This window comes from Butyrivibrio sp. (assembly GCF_017940685.1).
In the GTDB taxonomy this organism is placed as follows: Bacteria; Bacillota; Clostridia; order Lachnospirales; family Lachnospiraceae; genus Butyrivibrio.
Genome location: NZ_JAGAYD010000071.1, coordinates 1 through 12,013, shown reverse-complemented (window position 1 = coordinate 12,013; position 12,013 = coordinate 1). Strand labels below are relative to the sequence as shown.

Annotated in this window: 10 protein-coding genes and 1 pseudogene; all 11 read right to left on the bottom strand. The window is 45.4% G+C overall.

All coding sequences use genetic code 11. The features are described 5' to 3' along the window. Positions 1 to 80 precede the first annotated feature (80 nt). Positions 81 to 980, bottom strand: a complete 900-nt coding sequence (locus J6I68_RS05140) for a TlyA family RNA methyltransferase (RefSeq protein ID WP_292218099.1) — start codon at positions 978 to 980, stop codon at positions 81 to 83. Positions 981 to 984: 4 nt separating this feature from the next. After that, positions 985 to 2,835: a 1-deoxy-D-xylulose-5-phosphate synthase gene (gene dxs / locus J6I68_RS05135; RefSeq protein WP_292218097.1), complete on the bottom strand. Its 1,851-nt coding sequence runs from the start codon at positions 2,833 to 2,835 to the stop codon at positions 985 to 987. A 21-nt stretch (positions 2,836 to 2,856) separates the two neighbouring features. Next, positions 2,857 to 3,801 carry a polyprenyl synthetase family protein gene (locus tag J6I68_RS05130; RefSeq protein ID WP_292218095.1) on the bottom strand — a complete coding sequence of 315 codons (945 nt, stop codon included), beginning with the start codon at positions 3,799 to 3,801 and terminating at the stop codon, positions 2,857 to 2,859. Then, complete coding sequence (gene nusB / locus J6I68_RS05125) at positions 3,802 to 4,212, bottom strand: transcription antitermination factor NusB (protein ID WP_292218093.1); 411 nt, start codon at positions 4,210 to 4,212, stop codon at positions 3,802 to 3,804. It lies immediately after the preceding gene. A 13-nt stretch (positions 4,213 to 4,225) separates the two neighbouring features. Then, entirely contained in the window at positions 4,226 to 4,579 is a 354-nt protein-coding gene (locus J6I68_RS05120) for an Asp23/Gls24 family envelope stress response protein (RefSeq protein ID WP_292218090.1), read from the bottom strand. A gap of 60 nt (positions 4,580 to 4,639) precedes the next feature. After that, positions 4,640 to 6,103 carry a transglutaminase domain-containing protein gene (locus J6I68_RS05115; protein WP_292218088.1) on the bottom strand — a complete coding sequence of 488 codons (1,464 nt, stop codon included), beginning with the start codon at positions 6,101 to 6,103 and terminating at the stop codon, positions 4,640 to 4,642. 21 nt (positions 6,104 to 6,124) lie between these two features. Beyond that, positions 6,125 to 7,729 (bottom strand): peptide chain release factor 3, encoded by a 1,605-nt coding sequence (locus J6I68_RS05110; RefSeq protein WP_292218086.1) that lies wholly within the window; start codon positions 7,727 to 7,729, stop codon positions 6,125 to 6,127. Between the two features lie 148 nt (positions 7,730 to 7,877). Next, positions 7,878 to 9,968, bottom strand: coding sequence for a polyribonucleotide nucleotidyltransferase (locus tag J6I68_RS05105; RefSeq protein ID WP_292218083.1), 2,091 nt, complete (start codon positions 9,966 to 9,968; stop codon positions 7,878 to 7,880). Between the two features lie 197 nt (positions 9,969 to 10,165). Next, on the bottom strand, positions 10,166 to 10,432 hold the full coding sequence (rpsO, locus tag J6I68_RS05100) for a 30S ribosomal protein S15 (RefSeq protein ID WP_292218081.1): 267 nt from the start codon (positions 10,430 to 10,432) through the stop codon (positions 10,166 to 10,168). 155 nt (positions 10,433 to 10,587) lie between these two features. Next, positions 10,588 to 11,502, bottom strand: coding sequence for a bifunctional riboflavin kinase/FAD synthetase (locus J6I68_RS05095; protein WP_292218079.1), 915 nt, complete (start codon positions 11,500 to 11,502; stop codon positions 10,588 to 10,590). A gap of 30 nt (positions 11,503 to 11,532) precedes the next feature. Continuing rightward, positions 11,533 to 12,013 (bottom strand): annotated as a pseudogene (locus J6I68_RS05090) (tRNA pseudouridine(55) synthase TruB); the annotation flags it as partial.

The window sequence follows — 12,013 nt, the reverse complement described above, 5'->3', positions numbered from 1 at the left end:
TGATATGACTTGTGAGGCTGTTGTCCTTATCCTTGTTTTTGTTGGTAACAATACAAAACTTATCCATGAGCCATCGCTCCTTAAGTGAGCTCTCCGTGAGCCTTTGAAACAGTTTCCTGTATCAGTCTGTTATTGTCATCGCCGAAAGATATTCCGCTTTTTTCTTCACATATCTGCTTAAGGAGTTTTTCTCCATCAGCTTCTGTCAGAGTCTCTACCTGAGCATTCTTCTCAGGGTCCTTACGGATATGTATCAGATACTCTATGTTTCCCTCAGGCCCCTTAATTGGTGAATACTCAAGGTGCAGTACTTCAAAACCTGCAACAGCAGTGTAATCAAATATCCTGTGTACCACTTCGCTGTGAACAGCAGGGTCTCTTACTACGCCCTTTTTACCAACCTTGTCCTTGCCTGCCTCAAACTGTGGCTTAATAAGGCATACCATTTCACCGCCGTCCTTAAGAAGGCGTCTTGCAGGAAGCAGGATCTTTGTAAGTGAGATAAAAGAAACATCGCAGGATGCAAAATCCAGATCATCTGAAATGTCATCCCTGACCATATATCTGAAGTTGGTCTTTTCCATGCAGACCACCCTTTCGTCGCTTCTAAGCTTCCAGTCAAGCTGGCCGTGTCCCACATCAACAGAGTAGACCTTAATTGCACCGTTTTGCAGCATGCAGTCAGTAAAACCACCTGTGGATGCGCCTATATCCATGCACACCTTGCCTGCAAGATCAAGGCCGAAATTATTAACCGCCTTTGCAAGCTTAAGTCCGCCTCTTGAGACATAGGGAATGGTTGCTCCCTTAACCTCAAGTGATGTGATCTTATCTTCCTCAAAGGTGGTTCCTGGCTTATCTTCTCTCTGGCCGTTTACGAATACATCTCCGGCCATAATAAGTGCCTTGGCTTTTTCACGAGAAGGAGCAAGTCCTCTTGAAACCACAAGGACGTCCAGTCTCTCTTTTTCCTTTGCCATATACTTACCTGTGTATTTCCTTCAAAATTCTATCTGCTATGGACTGCGGATCTATTCCAAGTTCACACCGAAGCTTATCAACACTTCCGTGGGTTACGAACTGATCCGGGATAGCAATACTAAGAACGCTGCAGTCCAGTCTATTCTCATCTACGAAGACTCTTACCTTCTCGCCATATCCGCCGCAGGCAACATTCTCTTCCATGGTTACAAAGAGCTTGTGGTTTGCTGATGCGACTTTGATATAGTCAGTATCTATTGGCTTAACAAATCTTGCATTCACGAGGGAGCACCTTACTCCCTGATCCTTTAAGATATTTCTTACTTCCTCGCCGATCTTGACCATGCTGCCAACAGCAAGTAGACAAATATCTTTCTCCTCATAGATAGGCTCACACTTGCCCATCTCTATAGGAGCCCTGTACTCTTTAAGTCCATCATAGGCATTTCCACGAGGGTATCTTATTGCCATAGGGCATCCTGCGTTAACTGCGAACTTCAACATGTCTGAAAGCTCCCATTTATTCTTGGGCGCCATAATATGCATGTTGGGCATTGTGGACATGTATGACAGATCAAATATTCCCTGATGAGTCTCGCCGTCGCTTCCAACAAGCCCTGCCCTGTCTATGGCAAAGACAACCGGAAGATTCTGAAGGCATACATCCTCCATGATCTGGTCATAAGCCCTTTGAAGGAATGAAGAATATACCGCAAATACAGGCTTGTATCCACCTATTGCAAGGCCGGCAGCAAAGGTAACTGCGTGCTCCTCAGCAATTCCTGCATCCACAAATCTGTCAGGATAGATGTTCCTGAATCTCTTAAGTCCTGTTCCATCGGCCATGGCTGCAGTGATAGCCACAACCTTGTCATCCCTGGCACCGAGCTTACACATTACTGTGGAAAAGATATCCTGGTAATTGGCAGTTGTTCTGGGATTCCTTGGAAGTCCATTCTCCACGATAAAAGGCTCTGTGCCATGGAATCTTGCAGGATGTCTCTCTGCAGGTTCATAGCCCTTACCCTTCTTGGTAACTACGTGGACCATAACAGCTTTTTTAACTTTTCTGGCTTCCTTGATGGCCCTTATAAGACCTGCAGTGTCATGTCCATCTACAGGTCCAAGGTAAGTTATACCAAGGTTTTCAAATACCATTCCGGGAACGAAGAGCTGTTTAAAACTGTTCTTGGCTCTTCTGATGGAATCTACCACTTTGGTGTTACTGCGAAGCTGTGCGTACACATCCTCTTTGAGGTTAAGGTAACCCTGGGCAGTACGTACGCTGTCAAGATATTTGCCCATTCCTCCGACGCTTTCGGAAATGGACATCTCGTTGTCGTTTAAGATAATAATATAATTGGTCTCAAGCTTGGAGAGGTTGTTCATGGCTTCATAAGCAAGACCGCCAGTGAGTGACCCATCGCCAATAACTGATACTACTGCGTAATCCTCTCCCTTAAGGTCCCTCGCCTTGACCATTCCAAGACCTGCTGAAATAGAGGTTGAGCTGTGACCTGTATCAAAGCAGTCACTGTCTGACTCACCTCTCTTTGGAAATCCACTCATGCCACCATACTGGCGCAGGGTATCAAACCCCTCTTTTCTGCCAGTAAGAAGCTTGTGGGTATATGACTGATGTCCCACATCCCAGATGATCTTGTCCTTTGGAAGATCAAGAGCTACATGGAGAGCCATTGTAAGTTCTACTGCACCAAGGTTTGATGCCAGATGCCCTCCTGTCACAGATATCTTGTCTATGAGAAACTCCCTGATCTCTTTTGCAAGCTCCGGGTATTGGGACTGGGGTATTTTCTTTATATCGCCTGTTTCATTTATCTGATCCAGAAGCATGATCATCACCGCCTAAGTAGCTTATTTCTTTCTGTAGATCAAATACGTAAATAGCCTTCCAAGGAAACTCTCTTCAAAGCCCAGCTCTTTAAGGATATCGCTGGCTTCATCAGATAGCTCTTTTACCTTGGTCCTGGCTGCATCCATTCCATAGATGCTGACGTAGGTGCTCTTACCGTTTTTGATATCAGAGCCTATGGGCTTACCTAGCTCTGACTCATCCCCCTCTATGTCAAGAATATCATCTTGTATCTGGAAAGCGATTCCAACATCACTTCCAGCCTTCTCAATCTTTTTTACATCATCAAAAGAAGCTCCTCCAAGAACAGCACCGATCATAAGACTGCTCTCAATAAGGGCTCCTGTCTTGTTCTCATCGATATAATGGAGTACTTCTTTTGCCTCATCCATATCTGTATAGGTGGTATTCTCAGAGACTATGTCAGCGCACTGTCCGCCCACCATTCCGTAGATACCGGCCTTACGGCTAAGTATCGAAAGAGCTTCAAGGTATCTGCTCTTTTGCTCTCCGTCATAATCAGAAAGCGCCTTGCCTCTTGCAGCTCCCATGATCGCTGTCTCAAAAGCAAGGTTTAAAAGTCCGTCTCCAGCAAGTGTTGCCATTCCAGGTCCGTAAACTACATGGGTTGTCTTCCTGCCCCTTCTGTACTCATCGTTGTCCATAGCTGGAAGATCGTCGTGAACTAAAGAGTATGTGTGGATCATCTCCATGGCTGCCATGAAGGGACGAACAACCTCCATATCAGCATCAGCTCCGGAAAAGAGCTTGTAAGATTCCATCATCATAACCGGGCGAAGGCGCTTGCCCCCTGCAAGCAGACTGTAATTCATAGCCTCTATCACAGTACTTGCGTATCCTTCCTCCTTGGGGAGAAACTCTTTTAACATATCCTCCACATAGGAAGCTCTATCCAGCAGTTCTTTTTCAAACTCTGTGCCACTCATTTACTCTGTATCCTTTGCAAACTTGGCAAGTACGCCATTAACAAAAGAAGCTGAGCCGTCCTGTCCGAACTTCTTGGCAAGCTCAACCGCTTCATTGATCGCTACTCCAGTAGGAACTGAATCGTCATATCTGATCTCATAAAGAGCAAGTCTGATGATCGCAAGGTCTACCTTGGCGATCCTGCTTGTGTTCCAGCCTGTAGTCTGCTTGTTTATATCCGCATCAATCTCAGAGAGCTTCTCTGCGATCTTTTCATATTTTTCCCTGATGTAGTCGGCGTCCTTCTTGCTGATCTTTGCATCCTCTGTTTCAGCAAAAAGTTCCTCCTGCTCAGACATTTCATCCATTGTGTTAAATTCAACACGAAAGAGCAGCTTAAAAACCTGCTCTCTAAGTTCTGATCTATTCATTTCGTTTTCCTTTTTATGCCTTAGGCATTGTGATACCAGCGATCCTGATATTGACATCAGTTACTTCAAGGCCTGTCATGTTCTCAACAGAAGCCTTAACCCTTGTCTGGGCCTGCTGGCATGTTGCAGGGATGTTAAAGCCGTAGGACATCATAAGTGAAAGATCAACCTTTACTTCGTTCTGTCCAACGATAACCTTAGCTCCCTTGGCTAAATTGTTGCGGCTCACCTTTTCAAGCTTGTCGCTTGTATAGTTACCAGCCATAGCTGATACACCATCAACCTCAAGTGCTGCAAGAGCTGCAATTCTTGCAACTACGTCATCTGCGATCTTAACAGATCCTACCTCTGCAATCTCTTTTCCCATAACTTAAGTACCTCACAAATTATAATCTACAATAGTATATCATATTTCCGGTTTTCCTGCTCAGAGCCAGATCATTATGGTCCTTGTCTTCTCAAAAGAAGTATAGGTAACCGTGGGCTGATAGCCCTGCATATAGTTAAATACCTGTCCCTGAGTAAAGAGCTGATCAAAAAGCTCATTGTAAACTGCATCGTTTGCACACTTGATGGTGACGTTTTTGGCACCTTCAGCATACTTCCTGTCAAAGAGGTCCTGAACAAGTGCAGGCTCCACTGATGTAAAGTACTCGCCTTCCCTTACATAGTAGTTGTCTGTCATGCAGGAGCAGACCGGAACATCGACGATATCATTCAGAGTGTGCTGTCTTTCTATCTCCTCTGTAGTAACGTTCAGGTAATCATAGTTCACATCTGGAAGAAGGGCCGGATCTGCGCTCTCTCCTGAAGCAGTCTGGTAGGATGCATCTCCCCATGTTACATCTAAATAGTAGTGGGCGCCGTTGCACAGAACCAGATTCCATGCGTGTCTGAACTGCTGTCCACTCTTGGTTGTTACCATTCCAGTTACAAAAGTACAATCAACACCAAGCTTACTTAAAAGGTACTGTGCAGCCTTGGCGTAACCATTACATACGCTTCTGCCACCAAGGAATACTGAGCAGATGTTCTGATTGTCAGGAGCATCCTTGTCGTACTCTGTATTCTTGATGAGATATTCGTAAACATACTTGATGGTAAGATATTCATCATCTGAAGCAGGCGCAGCTGCTATGCATCTGTTCACCACCTCATTGATCTGAGTCTGACGTCTTTTTACCTCAGCCTCATCATAAGTGTAGGTACCAGAGAAAGCGATCCTTGATACCTCATCGCCTCTGCGGTAATCAGTATACTGATAGCCTTCTACGTAAAAGAGCTCCGGGTGATCCATTGATACATACTCAAAAACCAGCTCTATGGCTTCATCACTGGTAGTAGAAACACTAACATCACTGGCAAGATGCCTCATGATAGCAAGCATCTCAACATAGAGAGTCTTACCTGCATCTGTAAGTCTCTCATAGGCGTAAAGGCCCTCCTGCTCTTTTTTGAGCTTCTCAATGCCGGTTTTAGTAAGGCCAACAGCCTCTCTCTTTTCTATGATCTCTTCTTCAGCATCTTCGTAGCTCTTATAAAAGCTGGCATAATCTGAATCAGCCAGCGCAGGAGCCCCATCAGGATACTCGTCGATTCCCATAGGAACTCCGTCACCAGAGATGCGGTTTACACCATCATCTGCGGTGGCGCCATTATATTCAGAAATATCCACAACTTCCTGGACCAGCTCTTTTGCTTCTTCAATAGAAACTTCAGAAACAGACTCATTAGTAGCAACTTCTTCAACAGCTACCGGATCCTTCATCCCAAGAGCTCTTAAGTAGTCGTCAAAGCTCTTATACTGACAGCCGGATAATCCCGCTGAAAGCAAAGCTGCAGCCAAAAGGAATGCTATCTCTTTTTTAGTTAGCAGCCAACTTTTTTTCAAATGCCTTCCTCCAAAAAAACTTTAGTTCTTCTTGAATTCAGAAAGAACCAGCCCCTTGTTCCTCTCCATTGTCATGCCAACGCTCCACTCATTGATAAACAAAAGAAGTGGTCTGTCGTGCATGTCCTTGATCTTCTTCATGTCGGAAGTTCCAACAAGTGAAGACATGTCCACATCCTCATTGTCCACCCATCTGATGTACTCATAAGGTAGTGACTCTAAAATTATATCTACATTGTACTCGCTTTCCAGCCTAAACTTCAAGACGTCAAACTGCAGTACGCCAACTACACCAACAATAATTTCCTCGAGACCTGTGTTGTACTCCTGGAATATCTGGATTGCACCTTCCTGGGCGATCTGAGTGATACCCTTTACGAACTGTTTACGCTTCATGGTATCAACCTGGCGAACCCTTGCAAAATGCTCTGGAGCAAATGTAGGGATTCCCTCGTATCTTACGTTGTCCTTTGGCATGCAGACTGTATCCCCAATTGAAAAGATACCTGGGTCAAATACACCCATGATATCGCCCGCATAGGCCTCTGACAGGATCTTACGCTCGTCAGCCATAAGCTGCTGAGGTTGTGAAAGACGCATTACCTTTCCGCTCTGAACGTGCTTAACTTCCTTGTCTGCATCGTATCTTCCGGAACAGATCCTCATGAAAGCAACTCTGTCCCTGTGGGCCTTGTTCATGTTGGCCTGGATCTTGAAAACAAAGGCTGTAAAATCGTTCTCAAGCGGATCTATAACAGTTCCATCAGCAGAGGTTCTGCCTGTTGGAGGTGTCGCCATCTTAAGGAAGTGATGTAAAAAGAGCTCTACACCAAAGTTCTGAAGAGCTGAGCCAAAGAATACCGGAGTAAGCTCTCCCTTTCTTACCTTTTCAAGGTCATATTCAGCGCCAGCTCCGTCAAGAAGCTCGATCTCACCAGTAAGCTTATCATATGCATCCTGGCCAATCTCGCTGTCTATTGCTGCCTTGTCATCAAGATTTATGAAGGTCTCTTTTCCTTCCTTGGTACCCTTCTGAGTCTCAGAGAAAGTAACAATGTGGCCCTCTCTTCTGTCGAAGATACCCTTAAAGTTCTTACCTGAACCAATTGGCCAGTTCATAGGGCATGTGGCAATGCCAAGGTTATTCTCAATATCATCAAGAAGATCAAAGGTGTCCATGGCATCTCTGTCCAGCTTGTTGATAAAGGTAAAGATCGGAATATGGCTCATGGCGCAGACCTTAAAGAGCTTACGCGTCTGAGCCTCAACACCCTTACTTGCGTCGATGACCATGACTGCAGAGTCAGCAGCCATCAGTGTTCTATAGGTATCCTCTGAGAAATCCTGGTGTCCAGGGGTATCAAGGATATTGATGCAGCAGTCCTCATAGTTAAACTGAAGAACTGAACTAGTTACTGAGATACCTCTCTGCTTCTCGATCTCCATCCAGTCAGATACTGCGTGTCTTGCAGTTGCCTTACCTTTAACGGATCCAGCCATATTGATGGCTCCTCCGTATAAAAGAAATTTCTCTGTCAGTGTTGTCTTACCTGCATCCGGGTGGGAAATGATGGCAAAGGTACGTCTCTTATTTATTTCAGCTATTGTTTCTTTTGTGTTACCCATTGTATTTTCCTGTCTTTAAATAAGGCCGGTATGTGAAAGACACACCGGCCTGTGTTGAATGTTTTAATTTAAGCTAAGGAAATTCTGCTCTCGCTTTGCTTGCCAGAACAAGCTTCTGACCAGACTCCAAAGAACGATCGTCAGGTCATCAGCCTTGTGCGCAGTCCTTGATTGAGAAGCTGATTCTTCCCATCTTGTCCTTACCAAGGCATACAACCTTAACTGTGTCGCCAAGTGTAAGTACGTCCTCAACGTGGTCAATTCTCTCCTTGGAAATCTTGCTGATGTGAACCATGCCTTCCTTACCAGGAGCGAACTCTACGAATGCGCCGAACTCCTTGATGCTTACAACCTTACCTGTAAATACCTGGCCTTTCTCAAAGTCAGTTACGATTACGTTGATCATATCAACAGCCTTCTGGATTGCATCTGCATCCTCGCCGCAAACTGAAACCTTACCATCATCTGTGATGTCGATCTTAACGCCAGTTCTTGCGATGATCTCGTTGATTGTCTTTCCACGCTGTCCAACAACGTCGCCAATCTTCTCAGGATCGATCTGAAGAGATACGATCTTAGGAGCGTACTTGGATACTTCCTTACGAGGCTCTGCAATAGCCTTGCTCATGCACTCGTCCATGATGAATAATCTAGCCTCACGGCACTGAGCAATAGCTGTCTCAACGATAGGCTTTGTAAGACCGTGGATCTTGATATCCATCTGAATAGCTGTGATACCGTCCTTGGTTCCTGTTACCTTAAAGTCCATATCTCCAAAGAAGTCCTCAAGACCCTGGATATCTGTAAGTACTACGAAATCGTCATCTGTATCACCTGTTACAAGGCCACAGGAAATACCAGCAACCATCTTCTTAATAGGAACACCAGCAGCCATAAGTGACATGCATGAAGCACATGTTGAAGCCATTGATGTTGATCCGTTAGACTCGAATGTCTCTGATACTGCACGGATTGCATATGGGAACTCCTCAACTGAAGGAAGAACAGGAAGGAGTGCTCTCTCTGCAAGAGCTCCGTGTCCGATCTCTCTACGTCCAGGTCCTCTTGAAACCTTGGTCTCACCTACTGAGTAAGCAGGGAAGTTGTACTGGTGTACATATCTCTTGTCAGCAGCAAAAGCATCAAGACCTTCAACCTTCTGAGCCTCTGAAAGAGGAGCAAGTGTTACAACGTCGCAGATCTGAGTCTGTCCACGAGTGAACATAGCGCTTCCGTGTACTCTTGGGATAAGATCAACCTCAGCTGAAAGAGGTCTGATCTGTTTGATCTCACGACCATCAGGTCTCTTGTGATCCTTAAGGATCATCTTACGAACTGTCTTTTTCTCGTACTGATAAATAGCCTCGCCAAGGATTGCAAGCCACTCTTCGTTGTCAGCAAACTTCTCTGTGAGTCTGTCTGTGATCTCAGCGATGTTGCCCTCTCTTGTCTGCTTGTCATCTGTGAATACAGCCTTCTCCATCTCTTCTGGAGGAACAACTTCCTTGATAGCTGCAAAGAGCTCCTCAGGAACTGCACAGCTTGTGTATTCGTGCTTAGGCTTACCAACCTCAGCAACAATACCCTTGAAGAACTCGATGATCTGAAGGTTTACATCATGAGCCTTGTAGATAGCTTCCTTCATCTTCTCCTCAGGAATCTCATTGGCACCAGCCTCGATCATGATAACCTTCTGACCTACAGATGCAACTGTAAGCTTGAGGTCACCTGTGTTCCACTGCTCCTGAGTAGGGTTAACGATAAGCTCACCGTCTACCATACCGATCTGTGTCATAGCGCAAGGGCCATCGAATGGGATATCAGAAATTGATACTGATACAGATGCACCAAGCATAGCTACAAGCTCAGGACGGCACTGAGGATCAACTGCCATTACCATAGTCTCGATTGTAACGTCGTTACGGTAGTCCTTAGGAAAAAGAGGTCTCATAGGACGGTCGATTACACGGCTTGTGAGGATAGCGTTCTCTGAAGGCTTACCCTCTCTCTTATTGTATCCTCCTGGGAATTTTCCTACTGCGTAGAACTTCTCACCGTACTCTACTGAAAGTGGGAAGAAATCAATTCCATCTCTTGGCTTAGCTGATGCTGTAGCTGTGCAGAGAACAGTTGTGTCTCCGTACTGCATGAAAGCGCAGCCGTTTGCCTGTTTGCCTACCTTGCCGATCTCAACCTTAAGGGTACGTCCGGCCAGTTCCATTGAATAAGTTTTTACCATTTTGTTTGTCTCCTTCTTCTGCTCATCCGCGGTCCGTCATCCACAGAAAATCCTCTGTGCTTCAGGGGCGTGTGCAGTTTAAACATGTTTTCGTCTTCTATAGAAAAGCGCATTTTGCGCATATTCTCATTAATGGTGAAAAGACGGAACAAGCTGGCAGGGCTGCCAGCCTTATTCCGCCTTTATCTTCTAAGAAATTACTTTCTAAGACCAAGGTCAGCGATGAGCTTACGATAAGCCTCGATGTCCTTCTTCTTGAGGTAACCAAGAAGGCTACGTCTCTGACCAACCATCTTAAGAAGACCTCTTCTTGAGTGGTGATCCTTAGGGTTCTTCTGAAGGTGCTCGTTGAGCTCCTTAATTCTCTCTGTAAGGATAGCTACCTGAACCTCAGGTGATCCTGTGTCGCCAGCCTTTCTGGCAAACTTCTCGATAACTTCTGTTTTCTTTTCTTTTGCGATCATTGTTTTTCTCCTTGTGTTTCACAATTCTATTTGCCTGATACCAGGGCCAGGCTGGAGTTGCCAAAACCTTAGTATAGGTAGTGTACGTTTTGTCGCCGTGATTTTAGCCGGCAACCAATTTATGTTAGCACAAAAAGCCAGATGTGTAAAGTGATTTATGACCTGTACCTTACATTCCTAAGATCCTGCTCGATCTGGGCTTTTAAAGCTTCTATGGAGTCAAATTTTATTTCCGGTCTTGTGAACTCCAAAAGGCTCACCTCTATAAACCTGCCGTAGATATCCTCGTCAAAGTCATAGATGTATGTCTCAACGCCAACTCTCTCTTTATCTGAGATCGTAGGCTTCCTGCCAATATTGGTCATTCCGTGATAGCTCTTTTCCCCGATATGGACTTCGCTGGCATAGACTCCGTAAGGTGGAAGGAGCTTGCCCTCTGGCGGAAGTATGTTGACAGTTGGAACTCCAATTGTATGTCCGATATGTCTTCCATGCTCCACGATGCCGCTGACGCTGTAGTAATTTCCAAGAAGCCTTTTGACTGAAGCCATGTTGCCATCAGTGACTTCATTGCGGACTCTCGTAGAACTTACCTCTGCTCCGTCCAACATGACCTTGTCGATGAGTTCAAGCTCAAATCCCATGTCCTTGCTAAGGTTTCTAAGAAGGTACTGATCGCCCCTTCCCTTGTCGCCAAAAGAGACATCGGTTCCAGCTGCGATATACCTGGCATTCAGGTCCTCGAAGAGGATATCTCTCACAAAATCCTCGGGAGGAGTAGCTGCCGTATCAGCATTTAAAGGGAACTCCACAAGGATGTCGATGCCCATTCTCTCAAAGGCTCTTCTCTTTTCATCCCTGGTAAAGAGCTGTCCAACTCTGTGTCCCACAAAGAACTCCTCCGGGGATGGTTCAAAGGTGAAAACACATGACTTAAGGCCATCCTGCTTTTCCTCAAGGATCTTGGAAAGGAGCTTTTTGTGCCCCAAGTGGATCCCGTCAAACTTGCCCATGGCTATGGCAGTTTTATCTTTTATATTAAGTTCGTTAGTACTTGTGATTATCTGCATATATCTATTATTACGCCCCACCTGGGTCTTTCAATCTTTTTCGAAAAAGAACTTGTCCACGTCAAAGGTCTTTTTCTTGGCGCTGTACTTGTATATTCCAAAGAAGGTATCATCTTCGGAGTAAACCCTTACCATATCGCCTTCCTTAAACATGTCTTCAGCGTACTCTGTGTCGTTGACTCCTTCCGGGTCCTCGGAAAGTACATTATCAAGCCTGAAGCTGTTGCCATTTTCAAGGATCTTTCTGGCGCTGTCCTTTACGTGTATGCTGTCAAGGTCCCTGAAAATATACTCGGGAGATTTGATGTATTCATCCAAAGTCCCGTTATCCCGCATCTCTTCCACCTGGCCAAGAGTGATAGCCGTGTCTAAAGAAAACGCTCCAACCCTTGTCCTTGTAAGATGCTGCATCGCTGCTCCGCAGCCAAGTGACAGGCCAATGTCATGGCAGAGAGTCCTTATATAAGTTCCCTTTGAGCACTTAACTTCCATGGTGAAAAGATGGTCTGAC

Bases quoted from the DNA above. Each gene is read 5' to 3' on its own strand.
- J6I68_RS05105 (WP_292218083.1), bottom strand. From the start codon at position 9,968: ATGGTAAAAACTTATTCAATGGAACTGGCCGGACGTACCCTTAAGGTT.
- nusB (WP_292218093.1), bottom strand. From the start codon at position 4,212: ATGAATAGATCAGAACTTAGAGAGCAGGTTTTTAAGCTGCTCTTTCGT.
- J6I68_RS05095 (WP_292218079.1), bottom strand. From the start codon at position 11,502: ATGCAGATAATCACAAGTACTAACGAACTTAATATAAAAGATAAAACT.
- J6I68_RS05110 (WP_292218086.1), bottom strand. From the start codon at position 7,729: ATGGGTAACACAAAAGAAACAATAGCTGAAATAAATAAGAGACGTACC.
- J6I68_RS05120 (WP_292218090.1), bottom strand. From the start codon at position 4,579: ATGGGAAAAGAGATTGCAGAGGTAGGATCTGTTAAGATCGCAGATGAC.
- J6I68_RS05140 (WP_292218099.1), bottom strand. From the start codon at position 980: ATGGCAAAGGAAAAAGAGAGACTGGACGTCCTTGTGGTTTCAAGAGGA.
- J6I68_RS05130 (WP_292218095.1), bottom strand. From the start codon at position 3,801: ATGAGTGGCACAGAGTTTGAAAAAGAACTGCTGGATAGAGCTTCCTAT.
- dxs (WP_292218097.1), bottom strand. From the start codon at position 2,835: ATGCTTCTGGATCAGATAAATGAAACAGGCGATATAAAGAAAATACCC.
- rpsO (WP_292218081.1), bottom strand. From the start codon at position 10,432: ATGATCGCAAAAGAAAAGAAAACAGAAGTTATCGAGAAGTTTGCCAGA.